The sequence below is a fragment of the Desulfosarcina cetonica JCM 12296 genome, assembly GCF_001311845.1.
In the GTDB taxonomy this organism is placed as follows: Bacteria; Desulfobacterota; Desulfobacteria; order Desulfobacterales; family Desulfosarcinaceae; genus Desulfosarcina; species Desulfosarcina cetonica.
In genome coordinates this window covers 13670-38837 of sequence record NZ_BBCC01000042.1, presented here as the reverse complement: position 1 = coordinate 38837, position 25168 = coordinate 13670, and the positions used below count along the sequence as shown (strand labels likewise).

The window sequence follows — 25168 nt, the reverse complement described above, 5'->3', positions numbered from 1 at the left end:
ATCCGCCAGGTCAAGGCAGCCGTGGCGATTCCGGTGTTCGGCAATGGCGACGTCTTCGACGCGGCGGACTGCCTGAGAATGCTACAGACCACGGGATGCGACGGTGTGGCTATCGGTCGTATGGCCATCGCCCGCCCCTGGCTGCTGGCCCAGATGAGCGGCATGCTGACGCCAGGCGCCGAGATCTACCGGGAAGCCGCCATGCGCCTCCTGGACCTGATGCAGCAGCATTTCGATCCGCGGCGCGCCCTCAGGCGCTACAAAAAATTCGCCCTTTACTACAGCGCCAATTTCACGTTTGCCCACAGCTTCTACACCCGCATCAACAATGCGCCGGACCTGAAGACCCTCAAAAACGTACTCGAGCAGTTTTTCAACCGCGAGCCGCAAACCATCTTACGGCCCAACATGAATTTCTTTATCTGATCCGTCAGGCCCCAAAATAAGTGGTGTAAGCCAGTTTGAGAATCGTCACCGCCACCACCACCAGAAAGAATAGCCTTACGAAACCGGTACCCCTCAAGATCACCAGCCGAGATCCCAGAAAGGCACCCAGCATCTGGCCCACACCCATCAAAAGCCCCGCCGAGAGCACCACCTGATGCCCGGCGAAAAAAGCGCCGAGGGCGACGATATTACTGGTAAAGTTGAACACCTTGGTGTTCGCGGTGGCCTTGCGCAGGTTGAGGCCCAACACCAGCACCAGTGCGATGGTCCAGAAAGACCCGGTTCCCGGGCCGAAAAAACCGTCGTAAAACCCCAGTAAAAGCCCCGCACAAACGAAAAACACGGGCGCGGCGGCGGTTGGACGGCGATCCAGGCGGCCCAGGTCGGGTGTAAAAAACGTATAGAGGAAGACACTTACGAGAAGCAACAGGATGATGTGGCTCAAAAAATCGGCGGCAATCAACTGTACCGTAACCGTGCCGGCCAAGGCGCCCAGAGCGGTGAAAAGCACCCCGGTGGGGATCTCCCGCAAATCCACCAGCCCCTTGCGGGTATAATTGAATGCGGCGGTCAGGCTGCCGAAGGTGCCTTGCAGCTTATTGGTGCCCAGGGCCAGATGCGGGGGCATCCCGACGGCTAACAGGGCCGGCAGGGAAATAATGCCCCCACCGCCGGCGATACTGTCCACAAAACCGGCCAGCAGTCCGGCCAGCCACAACACCAAAAGGGTGGAAAAAGAGAGCGATCCCATGGCGCGTCCTTGATTGCACAGGTGATGAAAAAATGTTCAGGCATACAGGTCTATGATGGTGCCGAGCAGGTCATCGACAAGCAGGTGCCCGTCGCTACCATAAAAAACCACGTCCGTGTCGGCTGTGGGAAGCAAATGACCTGGCGACTCGCGAAGCCCGGCTTGCCGGGGCGATTGGCCAAATTTTCGCAAGGATCCGGTGTTAACGGGAACCGGTGCGTAAAAGGGTTTAGGAACCCGCACAGCAGATGACGACATGTTTCCCTTTGCACACAAAAAAATTAATCATCCAGCCAAATCATGCAATAACTGGGCAACCGGCGCAACAAAGCCACAACGCACTTGTTTCATTAAGCTTTTATCATTGACCGATTGTATCGGGAACATATTTTTTCTGGCAGTTGTTGCCGAGGGGTGGGACTTATCTGCCGTCCCAACCGCGTTAGGCGGACGCTGCGGGTGGCTTGATGCGGGTACCGGCCAGGCGGAGAAGCGGGTCGCCGTTTTCATCATCAACAAGCCGGACCTGGCAGGCGGTATGCCCGCCAAGATCCGGCCAGTGGCTTCGCAGTCGATGAAAGTCAAACACGAGAAGGGCCCGCCGGAGCAGATCGATCTCTGCTTCCAGCGTGTCTTGATCGGCGGTGGCCTTGAAATAAAGCGAGATGGCGGCATTGTACCGGCGCCGGATTGCGGTCTCGATACAATGGCGGGATAGATTGAGTTCGATGTCCATGGATATCCCCAACGTTGGATTGCGGTGTCCTTTTGAAGCTAACACCCCATCGCATCGTCAGGCAAGGCAAAGCGAGTCAGATGAGAAAGCGTGGGGATGACCGGAAGGCTCCGGCACATCCCCGATCCCAACCGGACAGACAGCTTTTGTGGCTGGATGACAGGAATGGTTCACCTTTGCAAAAGTTTCGCCCGCGACCGGCCGGTCAAGCTGAGGTCTTGAATTTTCGTTCAAACGCCAAGCTGACAATATCGGCCACAGCGCCGGTATCGGCAAAATGGTCCAGGTTCACCACCAGATCGAACTCATAGGGAGAGGCTTCTTTTTGATTGAAAACCTTCTTGAAAAAGGCGGCTTGTTCCTTATCGATCCCTCCCAGCCGCTTTTCGGCGGCACTGCGGTCGATGTCCATGATTTCGGCGATCCGCTTGGCGCGGTATTCATTGGAGCAAATGCATCGAACCGCCAGGACGCGGTCGCGGGGAAGGATCAAGTGCGTTCCGCGTCCGACAAAAATCGTCGGTTCAAGGCCGGCAATGGCAAAGACCGCGCTGAATAGATGCCTTGAATAATCACTGTCGATAAATGATTTTTCACCGAACAGGTATTTTAGGGTACGATGGGTATAACCTGGAAAACGCTCGTCGAAAAAGGCAATCGCATTTTCGCTGATGTTGGCCTGGCTGGCAATCTGCTCGATCAATTCGCGATCGGCGACACGATAATTCAGCTTCTTGGCCACGATATCGGCAATTTCCAGCGCACCCACCCCGATCTTTCTAGAAAACGCAATACAGGGCGGCAGTTCGGCTGCTGCTGCCCGCGCCCGATCCTCAGCCTCCTGGGTCAAGCGCCGGCCCTCCCAGGAACGCACATAATGTCCCACCAACGCCTCGGCACCCGGTTTCCGTTTGGCATAGGTACCCGGGACATATTTTTCCGCACCGATGTTTCCAGCCATTGCGACCTCCTTTCGGTTGAGTCATCACAGTCACGTCCATTGACGAAGCGATCTGCAATATCTTTGAGCAATGGCTATGCCAAGGCCGAAACAGACAGCAACGTTTTGTTTTTATGTATCTTTCATAGAAGTTGACCCGCAGCCCCGATCAACAATGAGAGAAATTCTGTCAGCTCTTTTTACACCTTGGAAAACCGATAAAAGATAAACGGCGACCCACGGTCACCGAGAACCCGCTGAATCTCCCGATGGAGGGTGTCTTGTCTATTTTCTACCGTGCGCAATTTCTCCACCACGCCTTGAACTGATGCTTGAAAAAGGGTAGATGTAGGGAAAAGGGATACACGTCATGCTTTCACTGGCCCAATTGATCAAAGAGAGCGAACGGATCGAGCCGGTTCCCCAGGTCGTCCACCAGCTCATGGACTTGGCCGAAGACCCCGAGGTCCCAATCGCGGAAATCACCGACCTGATTCTTTACGAGCCGGTGATCACCGCGAATCTCCTAAAGGTTGCCAATTCCGCGGCCTCGGGTTCAAAAAAAAAGTCGATTCGGTCCACGACGCCGTGGTGATGCTCGGACTGAAACGGGTTGTGGAGATGGTGCTGCTTGCCAGCGTAACCACAACCCTGCGAGCCCATCAAAGCGGCTACGGTCTGTCAAGGGGCCAGTTGTGGAAACAATCCGTCGCCTGCGCCCTGATTGCCAGTGCCGTGGCCGATAGGTTCGATGCTTCGATCAAGCACATTGTCTTTACAGCAGCTTTGCTCAAAGATATCGGCGTGATCGTCATGGACCGGCATATGCGTTCAGCCACCGTCGACATCAAGCAAGCCATGGAGGTGGCAAATCTGGATCTGGTGGCAGCGGAACGGAAGGTTTTCGGAATCGATCATGCCTTTCTCGGCGGCCAGATCGCCAGAAACTGGCATTTCAGCGACACCTTGGCGACAACCATTCAAGGTCACCATCTGACCGATGCGTCCGATCCCGTCGAGACGGCAACCGCCATGGTCTACCTCGCCGACAGCATGTGTTCCCTGACTGGCATCAACGCCGCAATGTTTTGCGGCCAATACACCCACTACGACCGCATTCTGATGCAGTTGTGCCTTACCGAAACCGCCGTCAACCAAATCATGTCCAACTTCTATTCACAGAAAGACAGCATTTATGGTCTGCTGGCAATTCTCTGAGCGTTGGACGTTTTTCGGCAGGCGGCCACTAACCGGTGAACCGTCACCCCCCTTGGAGAACGTCATTCAATGAGCCCCTATGAACTGGCCAAACTGATCCATATGGAACTGTCCCCCGTTGCCCCCCGACTCTCGGCCGCCATCAACCGTGCCTTGGTTGACATCGGTGAAGGCTCCGCGCTGGTCGGGCTGGGCCCCGGCACCCATGAAAATGACAATGTATCGTTTCAGGAATCCGAATCCTTCAACACCGACAGCGCGGGTAGCAACGCCGTGCTGGCCCAGATTCATATGATGATGGCAAAGCTCGAAGAGCACTCTTCCTGGAAGGTCATTATCGATAAAAAGCCCGGCCGATTGGGAAAACCGCTTGAACTGCTCTACACCTTGGTACGCGCGAAGGGCGGTCTGTAAACCGTTGAATGATGGGTTGCCCAAAAGGGAACGGGGCGGTCAATTGACCGCCCCGCAGGCAGAAGGAGTTGGATGAAGAAAGAGGAGGTGACACGTTACAGCAGCAATCCCCCGATGTGCTACTGTAACCCTCGTATCGGCCGCTTTTTCGAACAACTTTAATTTTTTTCATTTTTTTTGGGGCCATCAATAAAGCTTGCCACCGGCTGTCGTTAAGGAACCGGGCTTTGTCTTTCCGGGCCTCAGGGACGGCTGGCGTATGGCTGTTGTCATCCCCACAACACCAATAGGAGACACTCAATGAAGAAATTATTCGTCGTCACCCTTTGCCTTGCCGTTATACTGGGTCTTTGCGCAACCGCGGGGGCCACCACTTTGAAATTGGGCCTGGATGCGACCCGGTATCCCTGGACCCTCACGTCCAGCTCTCCGGCGGCATGCTGCAGTATTCCCACTGGGTGTTCGATCCCCTGGTCCGCTACGCCCAGGACATGTCCATCGAGCCGCGCCTGGCCTCCCGCTGGGAGCGCATCGACGATTTGACCATGCGCTTTTATCTGCGTCAGGGGGTCAAGTTCCACAGCGGCAACCCGTTTACCGCCAAAGACGTTAAATTCACCCTGCAGCGATTGAAACAAAGTGTCGACTTCAAGGGGTTGTTCGAACTTTTTGAAGGCGCCACCGTCGTGGACGACTACACCGTCGACATCAAGACCAAAAAGCCCTACGCCCTGCTGCTGCGCATGTGCACCTATATCTTCCCCATGGACAGCGTCTTTTACAGTGGTACCGATGACGATGGCCAACCCAAGGATGCCATCGTCAAAATCGGCCCCTCCTTTGCCCTTACCCATGAATCCGGCACCGGCCCCTATATCGTGGCCGAGCGCGAACATGGCGTAAAGCTGGTCCTCAACCGCTTTGCCGGCTACTGGGACAAGGAATCACCGGGCAATGTGGATCAGATCGTGCTGACCCCCATCAAGGAGGATGCCACCCGGGTGGCCGCCCTGCTCTCCGGCGACGTGGACGTGATCAACCCGGTTCCGCCCCAGGATCTCAAACGAATTGAGAAAGACCCCAAAATCAATCTTTTCCCCTTTTCCGAAGCCCGCATCATCACCTTGCAGCTCAACCAAAAACGACGACCCGAATTCCAAGTTCAGAAGGTGCGCCAGGCCATTGTCTACGCCATCAACAACACTGGCATCGTTGACAAGATCATGAAAGGATCGGCGACTCCGGCCGGTCAACAAAGCCCCAAAGGCTATGCGGGCTACAACTCTGCCTGCGTCCCGCGCTACGACCTCAAGAAAGCCCAAAGCCTGATGAAGGAAGCCGGTTTTCCCAACGGGTTCGAGTGCACCATGATTTCACCCAACAATCGTTATATCAACGATGAAAAAATCGCCGAAGCCGTGGTCGGCATGCTGGCCAAGATCAACATCAAGGTCAACCTCAAAACCATGCCCAAGGCCCAGTACTGGGACGAATTCGATGCTCAGGTGGCTGATATCCAGTTGATCGGCTGGCATGCGGACACCGAGGATTCGGGTAATTTCACCGAATTTTTGACCATGTGCCCCAACAAGGAGACCGGTTTCGGACAGTTCAACAGCGGCAACTACTGTAATCCGGAAGTGGATCGGCTGGCCCTGGCGGCCCAGAGCGAGACCGACCCGGCCAAGCGTTCCGAAATGTTGCAGCGGATCGAAAAGATCCTCTATGACGATGCGGCGTTCGTTCCTCTCCACTGGCAGAATCAGGCCTATGCCGCCAAAAAAGGCATCAAGCTGGCACCCGTGCTCAATACGATGAACTTTCCCTACCTGGGCGACCTCGTGGTCGAATAAGCGAACCGGTAAAATATAGCGCCTTTTGAAACCCTCAAAGGAGCGCTTTCGTTTGGCATGAAAACTGATATGGAGAAGTCAGGAGACAGAATTCAGAAGGCGGCAACGCCTTCGACGCACCTTTTCCATTCTGGCTCCTGACTTCTGACTTCTATCTTTCGGAACGACACCTATGCTCGCCTTTACCGTCAGACGCATCAGCCAGGCCCTGTTTGTCATGCTGATCATCAGCCTGGTGGGGTTTTCCATCAAAAACCAGATCGGCGACCCGGTCCGCGACCTGGTCGGAGAGCGCGTCACGCCGGCCGAACGGGAAGTCCTGCGGGACAAGCTGGGTCTCAACGATCCCTTCCTGAAACAGTATGTGCGCTTTGCCCAAAATGCCCTCAAGGGCGACCTGGGCCTCTCCTTCTTCCATAAAAACCGGCCCTGGCGGTGATCGCCGGCAAGGCGCCGGCCACCCTGGAGCTGGTTTTTGGCGCCGCCCTGATCATTATTTTGGTCTCCCTGCCCACGGGGGTCTTTGCGGCCATTTACCCCCAAAACCGTTTCTCACGATTTATCATGGCTTTCTCCACCCTGGGTGTTTCCGTGCCGGTCTTTCTTACCGCGATCGTCCTGATCTATGTCTTCTCCGTCGAGCTTCACTGGCTGCCATCCTACGGGCGCGGGCAAACCGTGGCCATTGGCGGGTGGGACAGCGGACTTTTGACCATTGACGGGCTCAAGCACCTGATCCTGCCCAGCGTCTCCCTGGCCTCGATCATGCTCCCATTGTTCATTCGCCTGATCCGTTCGGAGATGATGGAGGTCCTGGAAACCGAATACATCAAGTTTGCCTGGGCCAAGGGCCTGTACCGTAAACGCATCTGGTTCGTCCACGCCTTTAAAAACACCCTCTTGCCGGTAATCACCGTTTTCGGGGTGCAGATCGGCATCATGTTCGCGTTTACCATTCTCACGGAAACGGTCTTTCAGTGGCAAGGCATGGGATTCATGTTCCTGGAAGCCGTCGAGCGCTCGGACATCTCCCTTTTGGTCGCTTACCTCATGGTCGTGGGAGCGGTCTTCGTGCTTGTCAACACCGCCGTGGACCTTATTTACGGGTTGGTGAATCCCACCATCCGGATTGCGAAGCGATCATGAACCCATTCTGGCAGCGCTTTAAAGCGTCCTATTTGTTGTACAGCTTCCGGCAGGATCGTACCGCCATCTTCAGTTTCGTGGTCCTGTTGGCGCTTTTGGTCACCGGACTGCTGGCCCCGTTGATCGCGCCTCACGATCCTTACGATCCGGCCAGCATCGATATCATGAACGCCGAATTGCCGCCGGCCTGGATGGCCGAGGACGGCTCGGGATTTTTCCTGGGAACCGACAACCAGGGCCGCGACCTGCTCAGCACCATGATTTACGGACTGCGCCTGTCGATCCTGATCGGTTGCGGGGCGGTGATGCTGCAGGGCGCGATCGGTGTGATCGTGGGTCTGTTAGCCGGGTATCTGGGGGGTAAAATCGACGCTGTCCTCATGCGCATCGCCGACATCCAGCTTTCCTTTCCGTACCTGATGGTGGCCATCTTCATCAGCGCCATTTTCCAGGTGGCCTTCGGCATCGGCCGTTACGAAGCGCTGGCCGTGCCCCTTTTGGTCGTCATCATCGGTCTGGCCGAATGGCCGGTATACGCCCGCACCGTAAGGGCCTCGGTGATGGGTGAGAAGAACAAGGAGTATGTGGAGGCAGCCCGCGTGATCGGCCTGAGCCGCTGGCGCATCATGTTCCGCCATGTACTGCCCAATACCATGACCTCGGTTTTGGTGATCTCCACCATTCAGGTGGCCAATGCATCATGAGCGAAGCGGCCCTCTCGTTCCTGGGGCTGGGGATGCCGGTCACCAAGCCCTCCCTGGGATCGCTGATCCGCTCCGGCTTCGAGTATATCTTCTCTGGCAGCTGGTGGATCACCCTTTTCCCCGGCGTGTTTCTCGTCCTTTTGGTGCTGGTGATCAATCTTTTGGGCGACTGGTTGCGGGATGTACTCAACCCCAAATTATACAAAGGCTAACCTGCGATGCCAAAAATCAAATAAAGACATGTCCTCGATCGGATTCGATCCTTCAATTGACATTTGGATTTTGGTATTGCTCGGGAAGATTTTATGTCTCATCTACTGGAAGTCATCGACCTGGAAGTCAAGTTCGGCCTGCGCTTCGGCGACTTGACCGCCATCAACGGCATCAGCTTCAGCCTCGATCAAGGCGAACGCATGGGGTTGGTGGGCGAAAGCGGGGCCGGCAAATCGGTCACCGGATTCGCCATCATCAACCTGATCAGCAAACCGGGCTTTATCTCGGGGGGACGCGTGGTGTTCAACGACCGGGATCTCACCTCGCTCTCCACCGAGGAGATGCGTGATATCCGGGGAAACCGCATCAGCATGATCTTTCAGGACCCCATGATGACCCTCAACCCGGTGCTGACCATCGGCACCCAGATGGTGGAAACCCTCTTGGCCCATCGCCGCCTCACGCGCGCCGAGGCCGAATCCATCGCACTGGAGAAACTGAGAAAAGTCCAGATTCCGTCTCCGGAAAAGCGCCTGGCCCAATATCCGCACGAGTTCTCGGGCGGCATGCGCCAACGCATCGTCATCGCCATCGCCCTGCTCACCGATCCGGCGATCATCATCGCCGACGAACCCACCACGGCCCTGGACGTCACCATCCAGGCCGAAATCATGGATCTTTTGCAGCAATTGTGCGAATCCGAGCGAACCGGCCTGATCCTGATCACCCACGACCTGGGGGTGGTCTCCCAGGTGACGGAAAAGATGGCCGTCATGTATGCCGGCAAAATCGTCGAAGCCGGACCCACGGACCGCATCGTGGCGGATCCACGCCATCCCTACACCCAGGGTCTGATCCAGGCCCTGCCCGGCAGCCTGCAACCCGGGTCCCGATTGAACCAGATTCCCGGGATGATGCCGACCCTCACCGACATCCCGCCGGGCTGCGCCTTCAATCCCCGCTGCCCCCTGTGCGAGACCATCTGCCGCCATCAGGAGCCGCCACTGATTCCCGTGGACCACCTGACGCGCCAGGTCGCCTGCCACATGGTAACCCCCGATCCCGGACAGACAACACGATGAAGACAACACGCGCCCATCCCGTTCCCGATCCTGGCAGCCACCTGCTGGAACTCAAGCACGTGGTCAAACACTTCGACATCTCCGGCGGCCTCCTCGACCAACTGCGATTCGAAAGCGGCCGGCTGACCCGTCAGCGCACCACGGTCAAGGCCGTCAATGACGTGAGTTTCGCCATCGCTCCCGGAGAGACCTTCAGCGTGGTCGGTGAGAGCGGCTGCGGCAAGTCGACCCTGGCCCGCACCACCATCGGCATCTATCCCCCCAACCACGGCCAAATTCTCTACCGTGAAGAACGCATCGACAATAAATCCGCCCAGGCGATGTTGCCGTTCCGCCGCCGCATGCAGATGATCTTCCAGGATCCGTACGCCTCCCTCAATCCGCGCAAGACCGTCCGGCAAACCTTGGAGGAGCCGGTGGTCTTCCACAATCCGGCCATTTCAACGGATCAGGTGGAAGCCCGCGTGGCCGAAGTGATGTCCCAGGTGGGCGTCGATCCCAAATGGGTCGGCCGCTACCCCCATGAGTTTTCCGGAGGGCAGCGCCAGCGCATCAGCATCGCCCGCGCCTGATGGTCGATCCGGAATTCATCGTTGCCGACGAGCCTGTCTCGGCCCTGGATGTCTCCATCCAGGCCCAAATTCTCAACCTCCTGATGGAGGCACAGGAAGAACGCGGCCTGACCTACATGTTCATCACCCACGACCTCTCCGTGGTCCAACACATCAGCACCCGGGTGGCGGTCATGTATCTGGGCACCCTGTGCGAACTCTCACCCGCCCAAACCCTTTTCGAAAGCCCTCGGCATCCCTACACCCAGGCGCTTTTGTCGGCCATCCCGCGGCTGGGGCAGAAACGAAGCCGGCATGTCCGGCTCAAGGGAGAAGTGCCCACACCGATTCACCTGCCCCGTGGATGTGTCTTTCACGGCCGCTGCGTTCATGCCAATCGGCGATGTGAAGAAGACGTTCCCAAAGCCCGGACGGTAGAAGGGGATGTTCAGGTGGCCTGTCACGGCGTCGAGGAGGGGCGCTTGTAAGCTGTAAGCAAAGGCACCGATCTCCTAACGCACGTTGTACTGGACTTCCTTGGTCAGGAGCCCGCCTTCGGCGATGGGCTTGCCATCGAGGATGCGCTGGGGATGAAAAATGGAGAGATCCAGCGTCGGCGTGGCGCCGGTGATCAGCTCGCTCATGTAGCGCCCCACGGCCGGTCCCTGCTGCAGGCCGTGGCCGGAAAAACCGTTGGCCAGGTAGAAGCCCTTGATCTCGGGCCACTCACCGAGGATGGCGTTGCCGTCCAGGGTGTTGACCGCGTACAGGCCGGCCCAGCCCCGGATCAGCTTCAACTGCTCGAAGGCCGGCACGAATTCGGCCAGTTCCGGCCACAGGTGGTCCATGAAACGGTTCTGGTCCCAGGTGAAGTCAAAACCGATGACATCTTCGGGCAGGGATTTTCCCATCAGAACCATGCCGCCGGTTTCCGTGCGGAAATAAAAACCCGACGGCAGAATCGTCAACGGCAACGGCCGGTCGGATTTGACCGCCGGGTCCACGCAGAAACATTGACGTTTCACCGGGTTGACCGGCAGCTCGACACCCGCCGTGCGGGCCAGTTCGGTGCACCAGGCACCGGCGCAGTTGATCACCACGGCCGATGAATAGGTGGCCCCGGACTTGGTTTTCACCCCGCCGATCCGGTGGTTGTCGATGACGAGGGCGGTGACATCGTCTTCGATGTAAACCGCGCCCTGGGCGCGGGCGTTGGCCTTGTAGCCCATGAGCACGGCGTAGGCGTCGAAGTGGCCGTCCTGGGCACCGAAGGTGCCGCCGACCAAACCGAGCGCCTCGGGTGCGTACAACGGATAGTGCGCCTTGATTTCTTCCGGCGACCACCACGTCACCTGGCAGCCCAACGCCTGCTGCATGGCCAGGGCCGCCTTGGCGCTCGCCACGTCCCCGTCCTCGTAAAGAAACAGATTGCCCTCACGGTGATAGCCGATGCTGGGACGGATGTCGTTGACGGTCATCCGGTCCTCAAAATGTTCCAGCACATCAAAGGCGAACTGAGAGATCTGGACGTTCTGTTTGAGCGTATACTGAATTCGGGCGTTGACCATGGACAGCGTGGTGGAGGCCCGGGCGTAGGTCAGATCCCGTTCGATCACCGCGACGTTCAACTGGGGGTCTTTCTGGGTGAGGTAGTAAGCGGTGGTGGATCCCATGATCCCGCCGCCAACGATAATCACGTCATATAGGGTGTTGCTATCCATGATCACACAATCTCCTCATGGGTGGCCCGCCGGACCGGTCAGGCCTGTTTGTAGTTGGGTCCTTCCCCGCCCTCCGGACAGGTCCAGGTGACGTTGTCAAAGGGATCTTTAATGTCACACGTCTTGCAATGCAGACAGTTGGTAAAGTTCAACTTGATGCCGTCGATACCCTCGCCGTCCTTGCGCCATTCCATCTCGTAGACATCCCCCGGACAGAACCGCGTGCAGGGGCAACCGTAAGTCGGGTAGCACTTTTCCACGCAGACCTTCTGGTCGTGAATATGGATGTGGCAGGCTGGTCTTCGCGGTGCAGGGTGCCGGAAAGATAGACACCGGTCAGCTTGTCGACCATGGCCGGATCATCCTTGGGCACCTCGGTTTTGGGGACACTCAGCGGACCGGGCCGCCGCGCCGTGAGGGTGGTGGCATCGTCCACCGCCGGCAGGCGGTCCCTGAGCCCCTTGCCGCCGGTGAAATACTGGGCCGCCAGATGGATCCACTTGGCCGGTCCCTTCTTGGCCAGGGCCTGGGCGAAATTGCGGCCTTCGCGCAGCTCGGCCCCGGCCCAGCTGTCGGCCAGCCGCTGGCCGTAGTTCGACAGTGACGTTCGACCGGTATCGCCGGCTTCAAGGGCCGCCATGATGGTCTCGGCGGCCAGCATGCCCGATTTCATGGCCAAATGAATGCCCTTGATGGCGGGGGTGCTGTGGATGGCCGCGCCGTTGCCCGTGAACAAGGCGCCGTCCACGGCCAGTTCCGGCATGCTGAACCAGCCGCCGGTGGAAACCGCGCGCGCGCCTTGCTCGATCACCTTGCCGCCACGAAGGATCGATTGGATCAGGGGATGCCCCTTGAAACGCAGGAAAATATCGTAAATGTCCAGGGCCGGGTTTTCGTAACCGAGGGCCACCAGAAATCCCAGGGCGATGCGGTTCTCGGCCATTTCGTAGACAAACCCACCGCCAGGGGTGTCGAGATCCAGGGGATATCCGAGGGTATGAATATCGTTGAAGGCGCTGCCCTTGAAAAAATGATCCTCGGGCAGTTGGATCACCTCTTTAATACCCGTTTCGAACACTTCGGGCAGGCGACCGGAACGAATCGGCAGGCGGCCGGCCAATTCCTTGGTGAGGCTGCCACGGGCCCCCTCGCCCAGCACGGTCACCTTGGCGATCAGGTCGATGCCCGGCTCGAAATTCCCCTTGGGTTTGCCCTCCTTGTCGAGCCCCTTGTCACCGGTACGCACGCCCTTGACGGTCTTTCCATCGTCATCCAGCAGAATCGACTTGCCGTCGAATCCGGGGAAGATGTTGATTCCCAGCGCCTCGGCCTTCTCCCCCAGCCAGCGGCATACGCGAGACAGACTGACGATGGGAAAGCCGGCATTGTGCATCTGACGCGGCACCATGGGCATCTTGAAAGCGTTCTGCCCGGTGAGGAAGTAAAAGCCGTCCCCGCGGACGGTCTGCTCCACGGGAAAGCCCTGCGCCTGGTAATCGGGGTAAAGTTCGGCGATGGCGATCGGATTCATCACCGCGCCGCTGATGGCATGGGAACCGACGGCAGCCCCCTTGTCGATGAGGGCCACTTCCAGTTCGCGGCCCTTTTCCTCGGCCAGTTGCATCAGCCGAATGGCACCGGCCAGATTGGCGGGACCGCCACCGACAAAAAGAACATCAAATTCAATGGATTCGTGCGTGGTCATGGTGTCTCCCCTCTTTTTCAGGTTATCCGCAAATCGTAAAAAACGGTCGTTAAACCTGCTGAATCGTATTTAGAGGGGTCAGATAGCTTGATTTCCCCGTAAACACAAGGGGCGGCGCGGAAAAGCCCGCCATCGTCCCGCGACGGGTACGACAAATCCCGAATGCACCCCTGGCAGGGCGGCTGGCATAAGGCGATCGGTACAACGGCATATTGCCTTCCTGTCACACAGCACAACGTACACTTGAAGTTTTACCAGTTGTATACCTATGGTCAAATACGCTGTCAAGCAACAATTGCGCGGTCATCGCGAGACCGATCGGAAACCACAGGGAACCGCATTTGGCACCCAATATAGGACTTGTCTAAAAAAACAATCCATGGTATCGGGAGTATCTGTCCTTTTCACCCAAAATCCCTATCATCCAAGTACGGTAACCCGGATCGGGCGACGCCGCTGGCGCGACGCCGGGACAATCCGGCAAGGAGGCGTTGAGCATGGCAAGCCGCAGCAACTATTCAATGTGGGTACTGGTCGTCGTACTGGCAGTGTGTCTTCAGGTGGTGTTTGTTTTTGCAGACTGCAAACAGAGCGCTACGGGAACTGCGATCGAATTCTCCAAGGCGTATTTTCGCCTCGATACCGATATGGAAAAGTATCTGTGCAGCGAATTGACGGCCAATGCGGATGAATCCGTTGCTGCCGACTACGTTCAGGCCATGACCACCCAGGCCCGTCAGCGGGGATTCGGCAGCGGCATGGTGAAACAGATCATCACTCATTTGGAGACCGAAACCCTGACCCAGGACGACAATGCCGCCACGATTCACCTCAAGGGAACCAGCCGGACCTGCATTCATCCGGTGTTTGCCTATGTGGCCAAACTGTTTCACCTCGGACAGACCTATTCCTTCGAGGAGACCCTCAACCTGGTCAAAGAAAACGGCCGGTGGAAAGTCTGCGGAACGCCTTACGGGCTTTGCCAACACGTTTAGCCCAAAGGCTTGCCTGACGCCCTTGTTGCAGCCCTATCGCGTCGGCAAGACAGATCCCGGACGTTATCCTTGTTTGTTGCCGCCGGTTTCACACGCGTTGTGAAACCGGCGTTTTTGTTGTTTGAGCGAGCGTTTTTCCTCCCAGCACCTTCTTTAGCTTGGCGTTGGTGATTGCCAATGGATGCGGTGTACCTGAAAATTCGAGAAATTGCCCGTGACATCGTGGCCCGTTATCCGCAACCGGATTTTTATGCTGACCATGCCTCCGAGGTCGCCGAATCCCAGCAATTCTACCGCACCGACCGATCCATCGGCCAATTGCGCCGGACCATGGCCGATCGCCTGGGCAACAACCTCGGTCATGGATTGGGACATGTGGAAAAAGTTGCCATCGACGCCGGCACGCTGGTGATCATCGAAAGTCGACTGGCCGGTCATGCAGAGCCCCGGGTACGCCGCAACCTATTGCTGGCCCAGTGCGCCGGTCTGTTGCATGACATCTGCCGCAAGGAGCCATCCCATGCCGAGAAAGGCGCCGAAATGGCTCGCCGGATCCTGAATGCCTACCCGTTGGCCCCCGAGGAGATCGGCTGCGTCTGCACGGCCATCCGCAATCACGAGGCATTTACCCGCTTGGAAGACCTGCCGGTGCAGCGGGCGCGCCTGATCTCCGACTGCCTTTACGATGCGGATAAATTCCGCTGGGGACCGGACAACTTCACCCACACCCTCTGGGATATGGTCGATTCTTCGAACCCTTCGCTCAAAACTTTCGTGGATCACTATCCGACGGGGATGGCGGTCTTGAAAAAAATTCGCAAAACCTTTCGCTCCCAGACCGGTCGTCGCTATGGTCCGCAATTCATCGACATCGGCATTGCCATCGGTGAAGCACTTTATGAAGTGATTCTGACGCAGTTCATGACGGATTCGTAAAACATAGATCAGGCAGCAACGGTGTGGCTGGCGACCGGCAGGCGAATCACGAAACAACTGCCGCGCCCGGGGGCCGAAGTCATCAAAAGGCTGCCGCCATGGTTCTCGGTGATGATAAAATAGGAAACCGAAAGTCCCAATCCCGTCCCCACACCAACGGACTTGGTTGTATAGAAGGGTTCGAAAATCCGCTTGCGAATCGACTCTTCCATGCCAGGGCCATTGTCCTCAATCTCCACACATACCGCCGATTTCCCGTCGGGTTTGACCCGCAAAATGAATCGGGATGGCGTCGAACCTGGATTCTCAGCCATGGCTTGAGCACCGTTTTTAAGGATATTGAGAAATACCTGTTGGATTTTGGTCGCTTCACACGGCACTTTAGGGGCCTCCGGATCGTACTCGCGCACGATTTTGATACGCCGGAAGTCGTAGTGCTTTTTCAGATCATAATCATTTTCCGCCAGTTCGAGGGTCAGGTCCAGCAGTTGCGCCAGGTCGTTCAAATCGTGCTTGGATTCGCTCTTGCGGCTAAAGGAAAGCATGTTCTCCACAATTTTGGCGGCCCGCTTCCCCGATTCCATGATCGAAACCATCATTTCCGGAATATTGCGACCCACCATATAGGCCTGCAGGGCGTCCATGGGGATGCCGCATCGCCGCGCGACCTCGCGGTTTTTGAGCAGGTCACCGGACAGGCGGTTTTGCATCACCTGGATATTTTGCATAATCCCGGCAAGGGGGTTGTTGATCTCGTGGGCCATGCCCGCCGCCAGCCCGCCAACGGAAAGCATTTTCTCCGATTGAATCATCATCTCTTCAATGCGTACCCGTTCGGTGATGTCGTCGACGCGAATCACGGCTCCGCCGGTAGTGCTGGTCATTAACGGATAGATGGTGATGTCGGAAAATCGTTTTTCGCCGTCAACATTGAAAATCTCTTTGCTTTCCGTGTGGGGGCATTTTTCCTCAATGGCCAGATGGATCTTTTCCACGGCCCATGCCAGTTCAGGGAAGACACGCGCGATGGGCTGATTCATCGCCTGGGTGGCGATGATGCCGGTTGTTTTCTCGGCCTCGCGGTTCCATTGGGTTACCCGTCCGGCAGGATCGACCCCGACCAAGATCGATGGCATGGAATCGATCGTGTTTTTCAGCATCTCACGCAATTTCTTCAGATCGGACTCGCGTCGGTCGATCTCCCGGGCCATGCTATTGATTTCGCGCACCAAGATATTGATATCCGATCGTTTCTCCGACGGCAGGGCCCGTTGGTAATCCCCGGCGGCGATGGTCCGGATGCCGGCAGCCAGCCGATTCAGCGGACGGGCCACCAGCCGTTTCATCAGTTGATGGCTTCCCAAGCCAATCACCGTGGTCACCAGGATGATCGTCACCAGGGTCAGCATCAGGGAGCGGCTGTGGACGGTGTCAACCCGTATCGTGGAAAAGAGCAGCCTGGCGGTGCCGATGGTCTCACCGGCGTTGAGGATTTTACGTTCCAGGATCAACCATTGAATCGGCTCAATGTCGGGCGGGATGGTATCGAAAAGGATTTCCGGTCCGCTACTGATCCGTACCCCCGTGAGAAAATCCGAACTCAGGTAGGCGTTGGCGATTTGGGTAACGGTATCCATATCCATATTCCACAACGGACGGGCCAGTACCTCGGCGAACTCGTCGGCGATGGCGACGGCATCCCGATTCAAATCAGCGACTTCCCGATGCGTATAGTAGATCTGATAGGCCATCCCGAACACGGACATCACCAATGCCGTCATGAGCGCCAACCCCAATGTCAGGTCCCTGGAAATGGTACGTCGATTGGACGATCGTTCATGGTTGGATGCTGTCATGGGTCGAGAAACCTTTCCGTGAAAGGAGTCGGAATCCTCATGGTATAGTATTTAAGATAATGTTTTTGGCAAGGCCAGAGGGAGGAAGCTGTATAAACCATACCGCGACGACCGATAACGTAGCCCAAAAACATTATCTTAAATGCTATAGCGGGCCGTGGATTTTCTCTTGGGTAACCTGATGGCACCGCCGCTGTCAAGCGCCGCCAGCGTTTTTGACGGCGATGCAAATCGTCAGGCGCCCGTTACCAGCCGTGTCACAGAATGGGAAAAGCGACATCTTGGCTTTCAGCCGGTTGGATTTGCCATCATAATGCTTATAAAAAAGAGATCCGATGCAAGAAAAGGAGCGCCTTGGTAAAAAAAAGGGGCGCCTTCGTTCAGGACGCATCCACTTTGGAAAGGAGACGTCAAATGCCGAAAGCCATCAGAATCCACCAAACCGGGGATCCCACGGTCATGCGCTGGGAGCCCTTCGATCCCGGCGAGCCCGCGCCTGGGGAGGTTCGTTTGCGCCAGGAAGCCGTCGGTCTCAACTTCATTGACATTTATCATCGCACGGGCCTCTATCCTCTCCCGACGCTTCCCGCCATTCCCGGACTCGAAGGCGCAGGCGTCGTCGAGTCGGTCGGCGAGGGCGTGACGGAATTCAAAGCAGGGGACCGCGTGGCTTACGCCGGTGTACCGCCGGGTGCCTACGCCCAAGTGCGTTGCATTCCGGCCCATCGTCTGGTCAGCTTGCCGGAGGGGATCTCCACCCTTAAAGCCGCGGGCATGATGCTCCGGGGAATGACAGCCAGATACCTGCTCTATGGATGTTATCCGGTCAAAAAGGGAGATCGCATTCTCGTGCATGCCGCGGCCGGAGGGGTCGGCAGTCTGCTCTGCCAATGGGGGCGCCATCTGGCGCCGAAGTGATCGGGACGGTGGGATCGGCGGAAAAAGCCGAGGTGGCGAAACAAAATGGCTGCCAGCATCCGATCCTGTATGGAGAGACCAACTTCGTTGAAGCCGTCAAAACCCTTACCGACGGACGCGGTGTGGACGTGGTTTATGATGGCGTGGGCAAGGCGACCTTCATGCAATCCCTGGATTGCCTCAGGCCCATGGGAACCATGGTCTCTTTCGGCCAGGCTTCCGGTTCCGTGGCACCATTGGATATCGGGGTTCTGTCGGCCAAAGGCTCTCTTTTTCTCACCCGGCCCAGTCTGATGGCTTACACCGCCAAACGGGAAGATCTATTGGCGCATGCCCGGGATTTGTTTACCGTGGTGGAAAACGGCGCCGTGAACATCACCATCGGCCAAACCTACCCACTGGCCGAAGCGGCCCGGGCACACCGGGATCTGGAAGCCCGCAAGACCAAGGGCAGCACGGTCCTGATTCCATAAACACGAGGGGCTGCCCTTAAGCAGCCCCCCAAAACGTCCTTAAGTGAACCAAACGGATCGGTCAAACGGACCCGAAGGATCAGCAACAACATTGGCTGACGTAGCAGCCGCACGGGTCGATCACCCGGCAGCCACAGGCATCAACCACCTGGAAACAACCGCAGTCGTCGACGACCCTACGGTCAGTGGATTGTTTTTTTTCTTTGCATTCACGTTTGTGGCTATCGTGTTTTTTATGGGACATGGCAAAACCTCCAATGAGTTCCCCCCCACCCGTCCGAAGCATCGGCGGTGACGGGACGGTTGATTCATCGAAACCGTGGGACAATCTCCCCGGGACATTTACTCAGCGGCGATGGAAACGTATGAATAATCCATCCTGATCCTTATAAACTAATCATCAGATGCCCCATTGTCACAGTTTTGATGGTTTTTGGGGCAGTTTAGGACATACACTTATTACTGGAAGTTATACGACTTTTATGTTAGTTGATTTAGGTTTCACTTTCCCATTTAGAGGCACTTAAAAATGAAAATACTGGTCATTGCTACTCGAAACAAGGGCAAGACGGCCGAAATCCGTGATCTTTTACGTGGTTTTCCCATTACGATCAAAAATCTGGATGATTTCGGTCCCATCCCGGAGGTTGAGGAAGACGGCGACACATTTGATGACAATGCATACAAGAAAGCCAGTTTTACGGCCAGGGTGTTGGGTTATCCGGCATTGGCCGATGATTCGGGGCTGGTCGTGGATGCCTTGGACGGGGCTCCGGGTGTCCACAGTGCGCGATGGGCCGGGCCCGATGCCACCGACGAACAGCGTTGCAACAAACTGCTGGCCGCCCTGAAAGGCCAGGCCAACCGCAAGGCAGCTTTCCAATGCGTCATTTCCATTGCCGTGCCCACCGGCCCGGCCCTGACCTATGAGGGCCGTTGCGAGGGGGTCATCCAAGACACACCGGCCGGCAGCAATGGCTTTGGTTATGATCCGGTGTTCTTCTATCCGCCGCTCAACAAAACCTTTGCTCAGCTGTCCATGGCCGAAAAAAGCCGGATCAGCCATCGCGGCAAAGCCTTGCACGAGATTCGGGACGAATTTGACGAAATCGTCAAATGGATTGGCCAGCATATGCCGGAACCAGAAATAATTGGCTGCCAAAGCCAGCCGGGCAGCTCTTGAAATCGCTGGCTGCCGCCATCACAAAAGACGGTAACGGCGACAGCCACCACGTTTCAACGGCAGCGCCACCGGACGGAAAGGAGGACCGTCCATAAGGCTCTGGCAAGTCGACAGCCAATGGGGAGCCTACTGTTTAAAGCCGAAAAAGGGGTAAATTGCATGTTGAAAAAAAATGAAGGGATTGACATCGTCAAAGAGTTGGGGGGCATTCATAATGTCGAGCAGGCGCAAGCCTTGTTCGAAAAACGGTTGGACAAGATGCATCTCGACCGGATTCGCGCGTTGAGCCAACCGGAAATTCTGATCAAAATCGCCAATGCCATCGCCATGTGCGACCCCGCCCACGTCTATATCAACACCGGTTCCGAGGAGGATCGCCGCTTCATTCGCCGGTTGGCACTGAACAAGGGCGAAGAGGCTATCCTTCCCATGGAAGGGCACACCATCCATTACGACCTCAAGGAGGAACAGGGCCGCATTATTGACCGTACCTTCTATATCGCCAACCCCGAAGAAAAAATCAGTTCCCTGGCCAACAAGATTCTGAGAGACGACGCCTGGTGGAAGTACGCGAAAAAATGGCCGGCATCATGAGCGGCAGCACAATGGTCGTGGGATTTTATATGCGCGGTCCCGTGGGCGCCGCCGGATCCAACCCGGCCCTTGAGCTGACCAGTTCGGCCTACGTGTCGCACAGCGCCGAGATTCTCTACCGCAACGCCTTCGCCGATTTCGAAAAAGAGGTCGAGCGCCTGGGACATTTCTACACCAATATCCACAGCGAAGGGCTCAATCGGGCCGAGGACCTGCCCAATGCCCGGGTCTTCATGGACCGCAGTCACCGCACCACTTACTCCTTCAACTGCACCTATGCCGGCAACACCCTCTTGCTGAAAAAAGGCAACCATCGCTTTTCCGTGGACAAAGCCGTCTATGAAGGCAACGGCCGGGAGTTGACCGAGCACATGTTCATCACCGGCATCAACGGCCCGGACGGCCGTGTGACCTGGGTTGCCGGTGCCGCGCCCTCGGGCTGCGGCAAAACCACCACCGCCATGGCCGGCAATCGCTTCGTGGGCGACGACCTGGCCCAAATGTGGATCGACGAAAGCGGCAGCGTACGCTCGATCAATCCGGAGTGCGGCATCTTCGGTATCGTCGAGGATGTCAATCAAGAGGGCGATCCCATGCTCATGGATCGCTTGAGAAATCCCGGATCGGAAGTCATTTGGTCCAATGTCCTGATCGATGAAACCGGCACCCCCCACTGGACCGGCAACGGCGAGGCCCAACCCATCCGCGGGCGCAATTTTCAGGGTCCCTGGAAAAAAGGGTTGAACGATGCCAATGGCAAGGAGATTCCCATCTCCCACCCCAACGCCCGTTGCACCATCGCCTCCTCGGCCCTGGCCAATTACGCGGACGAGGCCGAAGCGCCGGAAGGCGTGGAAACCCGCGTGATCACGTACAGTGGCCGGGACAGCGACACCATGCCGCCGGTATGGGTGGCCAAGAATTCCGATCATGGGGTGGTCATCGGTGCCTGCATCGTCTCTGCCGCCACGGCCACTGAGGTGGGCGCCAGCGGCGTCAAGCGGGCCCCATGGGCCAATGCGCCCTTCATCCCCGGTGCCTTGGGCGATTATATGAAAGCCCAGTTCGATTTCTTTGGCAGCGCCGCCATTGCCGAAGGCAAACGGCCGATCCTGGCCGGGCTGAACTATTTTCTGACCCATGAAGCCCGGGGTGGCAGCGGCAAAAAGCTGCTGGGTGAGAAAAAAGACGTCAAGGCATGGCTGGCCTGGCTGGAACGTCGGGCCCACGGGGATGTAGAAGCCATCGCGACCCCCATCGGCTTCATCCCCCGCTACGCCGACCTGAAGGCGCTATTCCAGGAGCGGATCGACAAACCGTACCCCGAAGACCTTTACAACCGCCAGTTTTCCCTTTATGTGGATAACATCCTGGCACGGATCGACCTGCAGACAACAGCCTACGCAAAAGAGGAAAACATTCCCCCGCGGCTTTTCGAGGTACTGAAGGAGCAGCGTGAGGGCTTGGTCGCCCTGAAGGAAAAGTTCGGCCCGGTCGTCACGCCGGACCAACTGGCTGAAGCTGATGCCCGCGTTTACCGGGACCGCCAATCCCACCGTCACGATCCTGGCTGTTTAGTTCGACGGTATTTATTGTGAAATAAAATAACCGGGGCGGCAGAAAACCCTTCTGCCGCCCCTTCGCTTTTTCACCCCCCAACCGGAAAATCACCATGCCCCCGCAACGTCTGATCGCCAGCCTGTTCAATCGCCGCATGCTCGTGGCCTTGGTGATGGGGTTTTCCTGCGGGCTACCCCTGTTGCTGACCCTTTCCGTCCTTCAGGCGTGGATGCAGGAAGCGGGGGTGGACCTGACCACCATCGGTCTCTTCTCCCTGGCGGGCCTACCCTACACACTGAAATTCTTCTGGTCGCCGATCTTCGACCGGTTCGCCCTGCCCGTTCTGGGGCGCCGGCGGGGATGGCTCTTGGTGGCTCAGCTGACGTTGATGGGCAGTTTGATCTGGCTGGGCCAAAGCGACCCATCGGGCCACCCCGAACTGCTGGCCCTGGCCGCCCTGGCGGTGGCGTTCTGCAGTGCCTCCCAGGATATCGTGGTCGACGCCTATCGGCGCGAGGATCTGCCGACCGGGAGCTGGGTCTGGGCTCCTCCCTTTACATCAATGGCTACCGGGTGGGCATGCTGCTGGCCTCTGGCGGCGGGTTGATCCTGGCCGATCACATGCCCTTTTCCATGGTTTACCTCATCATGGCCCTGTGCCTCGTGCCGGGCGTGGTCACCACCCTTTTGACACCGGAGCCCCGGGTTGATGTGTTTCCCACCACCCTCAAGGCCGCCGTGGTCGAGCCGCTGGTGGAGTATTTCAACCGCACCGGTGCCTGGTGGATACTGGCCTTCATCCTGATGTACAAGATCGGCGATACCATGGCGGCGGCCATGACCACGCCTTTTTACCTGGAGATCGGCTTTTCCAAAACCCAGATCGGTGCCGTGGTCAAGCTGTTCGGCTTCTGGGCCACCGTTGGCGGGACCCTTCTGGGGGGCGTCGTGATCATCCGCCTGGGCATCATCCGCAGTCTATGGATTTTCGGCATCCTCCAGGCGTTATCCACCGCCGGATTCGCCCTGCTGGCGATCCTGGGCCCCAGCCTGACAGCGCTTTCCGCGGTAATCGCCTTCGAAAACCTGACCGCCGGCATGGGCACATCGGCCTACGCGGCCTACATGGCCAGCATCACCGATAAGCGTTTCACCGCCACCCAATATGCCCTGCTCACCAGTCTCATGGGCATTCCGCGGGTGCTGGCTTCGGCACCCACCGGTTATCTGGCATCCCGACTGGGTTGGATCGGTTTTTTCAGTCTATGTACTGATTGCCATCCCCGGGCTATTGCTGCTGCTGCGTATCGGCGGCCGCCAGCATGCCTGAGCCGCCCTGGCACGGCTTGTTTTTTTTAAAAGTTCTGCTTATCGTAAAGCCACATCCGTCAACACGCACATCCCGAACCAGGAGGTAAAATACCCTGTGGATTCCCCCAATGCCCCGGAAAGGGCCCATGCCCAACGCATCCAACAACTGGCCGAGAGCCGGCAGCGGATTCTCGCCATGTCGGCCGAAGATGCCCTGGCCGCAATCCTCGACCATCCGCAGCCGGCGGCATTGGTCCACTCTTTCCCGGAGACCGATCTGCACTTTCTGATTCACGACATCGGCCTCCAGGATGCCCTGCCGATCATCCAATTGGCGTCCAACCGGCAATGGGAGTACCTTCTCGACGTGGAAACTTGGAAGCGGGATCGCCTGAACGACGCCAAGATCACCACTTGGCTGGGGCTTTTGCTGCAGGCCGCGCCTCAGCGACTGATCCAATGGTGTTTCGACGAGAAACTGGAGTTCATGGAGTTGGTCCTTTTCCGAAACATCGACCTTTACATCCGTGAAACCGATCAATCCGCTTCGGACCTGGGGGAAGGGTATCTCACGGACGATGATGCCTTTTACGTCCGTTTCGTGGACTATCCGACAACGACGCCGGCCGAGGAAGCCCAGAAGAAGCAACGCAACGCCATGCTTGGCGAACTGCTGCATCGGATATCTATTTTCGATCATTCCCGCTACCAGGGGCTGCTCTTGGAGGCCGCCAGCATGATCCCCGCCGAAATCGAGGAGGAACTCTATCGCCTTCGCAACGTCCGCCTGGCCGAGAAGGGATTTTTGCCCTTTCAGGAAGCCATCGGCATCTACCAACTTGCGCCCCGGGGAACTGGCCACAAAAGGCAACAAGGCGTTTGGACGGCCGTCCGCCGAGAAGGGACAACTGCCGGTACCCGGCCTGGCGGCGACGTTTCTGGAGGGCGACGATCTCTTCGTCCGGGGGCTAAAAAGCATCAGCGATCCGCATGTCCTGGATCTCTTGCAGGTCGAACTGGCCAGCCTTTGCAACCAGGTGATTACCGCCGACGACCAGCCCGTCCACGGCCGCGATCAACTGGCGGCGGTCGTCAAAAAGGTCAGCGGGTACCTGAGCAGCGGTCTGGAACAGGCCATCTCCGGAAAGAAAGGGCAACGCGAAACCTTGGCCGCCAAGCTGCTGCAGCGTCATTTGCTGGCGGATCTTTTCCGATGCGGCTTCGCCGGAGCCTCGACCTGCATTGGCAGGCCACGCGCTGGCGCAAGGGGAGTTGGTTCCAGGCCCAAAAACTCGGTTTGACTTTCTGGGACGAGGCTTGGATGGGGCTTCTGGGGGGGCTGCTGCTCGACCAGCCCAAGTTCTACGATCCGTCCATGACCGGCGGGCATTACCGCGATTTCCGGTCGGCCGAAGAAATCGATGCCACCCGGGACGGCTTCAATCAGATGGCTGCCATCGATCGGCTGCTGGCAGACCTTGTTGGCAGTAAAACGCCACCGACCGCCAAGGGGTTCCTCACTTTTAAAAACCTTCTGCTCACCCTTTGGGCCCGATCATGGTTGAAGCTTTCCGCCAGCGACCCTGCGGGTGGGACGATAGCCGTTTCACGCGCTGCCTTCAGGGATTTTTACCAATGGCTATGGACGGAAAAAGCGGGCCGGCGCATCATCGACGACGCCCGCAAGGAGCATTTCATCGACTGGCTGGCCGAGGCCAGCGGGATGCCTGACGTCGATCTGAGGGAACGCTTGGGGGCGGTGTTTGAAGGGCTGTTCAAGGAAATCGAACGCGAACTGGCACCGGTTCTGCCAGGCAATCTCGATCCGCGCTACATCCAGCTTTTCCTCCTCAAAGCCTGA

Annotated in this window: 25 protein-coding genes and 4 pseudogenes; 22 read left to right on the top strand and 7 right to left on the bottom strand. The window is 57.5% G+C overall.

Annotation, left to right across the window (positions count from 1 at the left end; all coding sequences use genetic code 11):
- A partial coding sequence (locus tag JCM12296_RS11975; RefSeq protein WP_172683874.1) for a tRNA-dihydrouridine synthase occupies positions 1 to 426 on the top strand: 426 nt, incomplete at its 5' end.
- Positions 427 to 430: 4 nt separating this feature from the next.
- Here JCM12296_RS11975 and JCM12296_RS11970 read toward each other — a convergent pair.
- The 3 genes from JCM12296_RS11970 to JCM12296_RS11955 form a co-directional block, all read right to left on the bottom strand.
- Positions 431 to 1198, bottom strand: a complete 768-nt coding sequence (locus JCM12296_RS11970; protein WP_054693100.1) for a TSUP family transporter — start codon at positions 1196 to 1198, stop codon at positions 431 to 433.
- 442 nt (positions 1199 to 1640) lie between these two features.
- Positions 1641 to 1934: a hypothetical protein gene (locus tag JCM12296_RS11960; protein WP_054693094.1), complete on the bottom strand. Its 294-nt coding sequence runs from the start codon at positions 1932 to 1934 to the stop codon at positions 1641 to 1643.
- Between the two features lie 205 nt (positions 1935 to 2139).
- Positions 2140 to 2895 carry a cytidylate kinase-like family protein gene (locus JCM12296_RS11955; RefSeq protein WP_054693091.1) on the bottom strand — a complete coding sequence of 252 codons (756 nt, stop codon included), beginning with the start codon at positions 2893 to 2895 and terminating at the stop codon, positions 2140 to 2142.
- A gap of 349 nt (positions 2896 to 3244) precedes the next feature.
- Here JCM12296_RS11955 and JCM12296_RS11945 point away from each other — a divergent pair.
- The 10 genes and pseudogenes from JCM12296_RS11945 (at position 3245) to JCM12296_RS44295 (ending at position 10543) form a co-directional block, all read left to right on the top strand.
- A pseudogene (locus JCM12296_RS11945) lies at positions 3245 to 4092 on the top strand (HDOD domain-containing protein).
- A gap of 69 nt (positions 4093 to 4161) precedes the next feature.
- A complete protein-coding gene (locus tag JCM12296_RS11940) occupies positions 4162 to 4506 on the top strand; it encodes a hypothetical protein (protein ID WP_054693080.1) in 345 nt (114 codons plus the stop codon).
- 350 nt (positions 4507 to 4856) lie between these two features.
- Positions 4857 to 6359, top strand: a complete 1503-nt coding sequence (locus JCM12296_RS11935; RefSeq protein WP_246804201.1) for an ABC transporter substrate-binding protein — start codon at positions 4857 to 4859, stop codon at positions 6357 to 6359.
- A gap of 172 nt (positions 6360 to 6531) precedes the next feature.
- Positions 6532 to 6798, top strand: coding sequence for an ABC transporter permease family protein (locus JCM12296_RS44305; protein ID WP_246804200.1), 267 nt, complete (start codon positions 6532 to 6534; stop codon positions 6796 to 6798).
- Positions 6795 to 7505 carry an ABC transporter permease gene (locus JCM12296_RS11930; RefSeq protein ID WP_246804198.1) on the top strand — a complete coding sequence of 237 codons (711 nt, stop codon included), beginning with the start codon at positions 6795 to 6797 and terminating at the stop codon, positions 7503 to 7505. The genes JCM12296_RS44305 and JCM12296_RS11930 overlap by 4 nt, the downstream gene beginning before the upstream one ends.
- Positions 7502 to 8209, top strand: coding sequence for an ABC transporter permease (locus JCM12296_RS11925; protein ID WP_281491989.1), 708 nt, complete (start codon positions 7502 to 7504; stop codon positions 8207 to 8209). Before JCM12296_RS11930 ends, JCM12296_RS11925 begins: the two co-directional genes overlap by 4 nt.
- Positions 8206 to 8421 (top strand): ABC transporter permease subunit, encoded by a 216-nt coding sequence (locus JCM12296_RS47415; protein WP_281491988.1) that lies wholly within the window; start codon positions 8206 to 8208, stop codon positions 8419 to 8421. Before JCM12296_RS11925 ends, JCM12296_RS47415 begins: the two co-directional genes overlap by 4 nt.
- A gap of 93 nt (positions 8422 to 8514) precedes the next feature.
- On the top strand, positions 8515 to 9504 hold the full coding sequence (locus tag JCM12296_RS11920) for an ABC transporter ATP-binding protein (protein ID WP_054693077.1): 990 nt from the start codon (positions 8515 to 8517) through the stop codon (positions 9502 to 9504).
- The gene (locus JCM12296_RS44300) at positions 9501 to 10076 is read left to right on the top strand and encodes an ATP-binding cassette domain-containing protein (protein WP_246804196.1); all 576 of its coding nucleotides are present in this window, start codon (positions 9501 to 9503) and stop codon (positions 10074 to 10076) included. The genes JCM12296_RS11920 and JCM12296_RS44300 overlap by 4 nt, the downstream gene beginning before the upstream one ends.
- Positions 10076 to 10543: an oligopeptide/dipeptide ABC transporter ATP-binding protein gene (locus JCM12296_RS44295; RefSeq protein ID WP_246804195.1), complete on the top strand. Its 468-nt coding sequence runs from the start codon at positions 10076 to 10078 to the stop codon at positions 10541 to 10543. The genes JCM12296_RS44300 and JCM12296_RS44295 overlap by 1 nt, the downstream gene beginning before the upstream one ends.
- A 24-nt stretch (positions 10544 to 10567) precedes the next feature.
- On the opposite strand, the gene JCM12296_RS11910 is transcribed toward JCM12296_RS44295, so the two are convergent.
- The 3 genes and pseudogenes from JCM12296_RS11910 to JCM12296_RS49785 all read right to left on the bottom strand — a co-directional run.
- A complete protein-coding gene (locus JCM12296_RS11910; protein ID WP_157067561.1) occupies positions 10568 to 11776 on the bottom strand; it encodes an NAD(P)/FAD-dependent oxidoreductase in 1209 nt (402 codons plus the stop codon).
- 38 nt (positions 11777 to 11814) lie between these two features.
- Positions 11815 to 12036 carry a 4Fe-4S dicluster domain-containing protein gene (locus JCM12296_RS44290; protein ID WP_246804193.1) on the bottom strand — a complete coding sequence of 74 codons (222 nt, stop codon included), beginning with the start codon at positions 12034 to 12036 and terminating at the stop codon, positions 11815 to 11817.
- A 584-nt stretch (positions 12037 to 12620) separates the two neighbouring features.
- Positions 12621 to 13169: pseudogene (locus tag JCM12296_RS49785) on the bottom strand (NAD(P)/FAD-dependent oxidoreductase); the annotation flags it as partial.
- Between the two features lie 809 nt (positions 13170 to 13978).
- On the opposite strand from JCM12296_RS49785, the gene JCM12296_RS11900 reads away from it, so the two are divergent.
- Positions 13979 to 14476: a hypothetical protein gene (locus JCM12296_RS11900; RefSeq protein WP_054693069.1), complete on the top strand. Its 498-nt coding sequence runs from the start codon at positions 13979 to 13981 to the stop codon at positions 14474 to 14476.
- 177 nt (positions 14477 to 14653) lie between these two features.
- Positions 14654 to 15412, top strand: coding sequence for an HD domain-containing protein (locus JCM12296_RS11895; protein WP_054693065.1), 759 nt, complete (start codon positions 14654 to 14656; stop codon positions 15410 to 15412).
- Between the two features lie 8 nt (positions 15413 to 15420).
- On the opposite strand, the gene JCM12296_RS11890 is transcribed toward JCM12296_RS11895, so the two are convergent.
- On the bottom strand, positions 15421 to 17268 hold the full coding sequence (locus tag JCM12296_RS11890) for an ATP-binding protein (RefSeq protein ID WP_054693062.1): 1848 nt from the start codon (positions 17266 to 17268) through the stop codon (positions 15421 to 15423).
- Positions 17269 to 17682: 414 nt separating this feature from the next.
- Between JCM12296_RS11890 and JCM12296_RS44285 the strand changes: the two genes are divergently transcribed.
- The 9 genes and pseudogenes from JCM12296_RS44285 to JCM12296_RS11850 all read left to right on the top strand — a co-directional run bounded on the left by JCM12296_RS44285 (position 17683) and on the right by JCM12296_RS11850 (position 25168).
- Positions 17683 to 18186, top strand: coding sequence for an alcohol dehydrogenase catalytic domain-containing protein (locus JCM12296_RS44285; RefSeq protein WP_246804191.1), 504 nt, complete (start codon positions 17683 to 17685; stop codon positions 18184 to 18186).
- Entirely contained in the window at positions 18183 to 18659 is a 477-nt protein-coding gene (locus JCM12296_RS44280) for a zinc-binding dehydrogenase (protein ID WP_246804189.1), read from the top strand. Before JCM12296_RS44285 ends, JCM12296_RS44280 begins: the two co-directional genes overlap by 4 nt.
- Positions 18660 to 19188: 529 nt before the next feature.
- The gene (locus JCM12296_RS11875) at positions 19189 to 19842 is read left to right on the top strand and encodes an XTP/dITP diphosphatase (protein WP_054693057.1); all 654 of its coding nucleotides are present in this window, start codon (positions 19189 to 19191) and stop codon (positions 19840 to 19842) included.
- 117 nt (positions 19843 to 19959) lie between these two features.
- Positions 19960 to 20711 (top strand): annotated as a pseudogene (locus tag JCM12296_RS50430) (phosphoenolpyruvate carboxykinase (GTP)); the annotation flags it as partial.
- Positions 20712 to 20807: 96 nt separating this feature from the next.
- Positions 20808 to 22034 (top strand): phosphoenolpyruvate carboxykinase domain-containing protein, encoded by a 1227-nt coding sequence (locus tag JCM12296_RS11870; protein ID WP_422698685.1) that lies wholly within the window; start codon positions 20808 to 20810, stop codon positions 22032 to 22034.
- A gap of 74 nt (positions 22035 to 22108) precedes the next feature.
- Positions 22109 to 22603, top strand: a complete 495-nt coding sequence (locus tag JCM12296_RS44275) for an MFS transporter (protein WP_246804186.1) — start codon at positions 22109 to 22111, stop codon at positions 22601 to 22603.
- A complete protein-coding gene (locus JCM12296_RS44270) occupies positions 22576 to 23355 on the top strand; it encodes an MFS transporter (protein ID WP_246804185.1) in 780 nt (259 codons plus the stop codon). Before JCM12296_RS44275 ends, JCM12296_RS44270 begins: the two co-directional genes overlap by 28 nt.
- Before the next feature lie 148 nt (positions 23356 to 23503).
- Positions 23504 to 24608, top strand: a pseudogene (locus JCM12296_RS50425) (DUF6178 family protein).
- Positions 24521 to 25168, top strand: a complete 648-nt coding sequence (locus tag JCM12296_RS11850) for a DUF6178 family protein (RefSeq protein WP_172683872.1) — start codon at positions 24521 to 24523, stop codon at positions 25166 to 25168. The pseudogene JCM12296_RS50425 and the gene JCM12296_RS11850 overlap by 88 nt, the downstream one beginning before the upstream one ends.

Bases quoted from the DNA above. Each gene is read 5' to 3' on its own strand.
- JCM12296_RS11970 (WP_054693100.1), bottom strand. From the start codon at position 1,198: ATGGGATCGCTCTCTTTTTCCACCCTTTTGGTGTTGTGGCTGGCCGGA.
- JCM12296_RS11960 (WP_054693094.1), bottom strand. From the start codon at position 1,934: ATGGACATCGAACTCAATCTATCCCGCCATTGTATCGAGACCGCAATC.
- JCM12296_RS11955 (WP_054693091.1), bottom strand. From the start codon at position 2,895: ATGGCTGGAAACATCGGTGCGGAAAAATATGTCCCGGGTACCTATGCC.
- JCM12296_RS11940 (WP_054693080.1), top strand. From the start codon at position 4,162: ATGAGCCCCTATGAACTGGCCAAACTGATCCATATGGAACTGTCCCCC.
- JCM12296_RS44305 (WP_246804200.1), top strand. From the start codon at position 6,532: ATGCTCGCCTTTACCGTCAGACGCATCAGCCAGGCCCTGTTTGTCATG.
- JCM12296_RS11925 (WP_281491989.1), top strand. From the start codon at position 7,502: ATGAACCCATTCTGGCAGCGCTTTAAAGCGTCCTATTTGTTGTACAGC.
- JCM12296_RS47415 (WP_281491988.1), top strand. From the start codon at position 8,206: ATGAGCGAAGCGGCCCTCTCGTTCCTGGGGCTGGGGATGCCGGTCACC.
- JCM12296_RS11920 (WP_054693077.1), top strand. From the start codon at position 8,515: ATGTCTCATCTACTGGAAGTCATCGACCTGGAAGTCAAGTTCGGCCTG.
- JCM12296_RS44300 (WP_246804196.1), top strand. From the start codon at position 9,501: ATGAAGACAACACGCGCCCATCCCGTTCCCGATCCTGGCAGCCACCTG.
- JCM12296_RS44295 (WP_246804195.1), top strand. From the start codon at position 10,076: ATGGTCGATCCGGAATTCATCGTTGCCGACGAGCCTGTCTCGGCCCTG.
- JCM12296_RS11910 (WP_157067561.1), bottom strand. From the start codon at position 11,776: ATGGATAGCAACACCCTATATGACGTGATTATCGTTGGCGGCGGGATC.
- JCM12296_RS11900 (WP_054693069.1), top strand. From the start codon at position 13,979: ATGGCAAGCCGCAGCAACTATTCAATGTGGGTACTGGTCGTCGTACTG.
- JCM12296_RS11895 (WP_054693065.1), top strand. From the start codon at position 14,654: ATGGATGCGGTGTACCTGAAAATTCGAGAAATTGCCCGTGACATCGTG.
- JCM12296_RS11890 (WP_054693062.1), bottom strand. From the start codon at position 17,268: ATGACAGCATCCAACCATGAACGATCGTCCAATCGACGTACCATTTCC.
- JCM12296_RS44285 (WP_246804191.1), top strand. From the start codon at position 17,683: ATGCCGAAAGCCATCAGAATCCACCAAACCGGGGATCCCACGGTCATG.
- JCM12296_RS11875 (WP_054693057.1), top strand. From the start codon at position 19,189: ATGAAAATACTGGTCATTGCTACTCGAAACAAGGGCAAGACGGCCGAA.
- JCM12296_RS11870 (WP_422698685.1), top strand. From the start codon at position 20,808: ATGTTCATCACCGGCATCAACGGCCCGGACGGCCGTGTGACCTGGGTT.
- JCM12296_RS44275 (WP_246804186.1), top strand. From the start codon at position 22,109: ATGCCCCCGCAACGTCTGATCGCCAGCCTGTTCAATCGCCGCATGCTC.
- JCM12296_RS44270 (WP_246804185.1), top strand. From the start codon at position 22,576: ATGCTGCTGGCCTCTGGCGGCGGGTTGATCCTGGCCGATCACATGCCC.
- JCM12296_RS11850 (WP_172683872.1), top strand. From the start codon at position 24,521: ATGCGGCTTCGCCGGAGCCTCGACCTGCATTGGCAGGCCACGCGCTGG.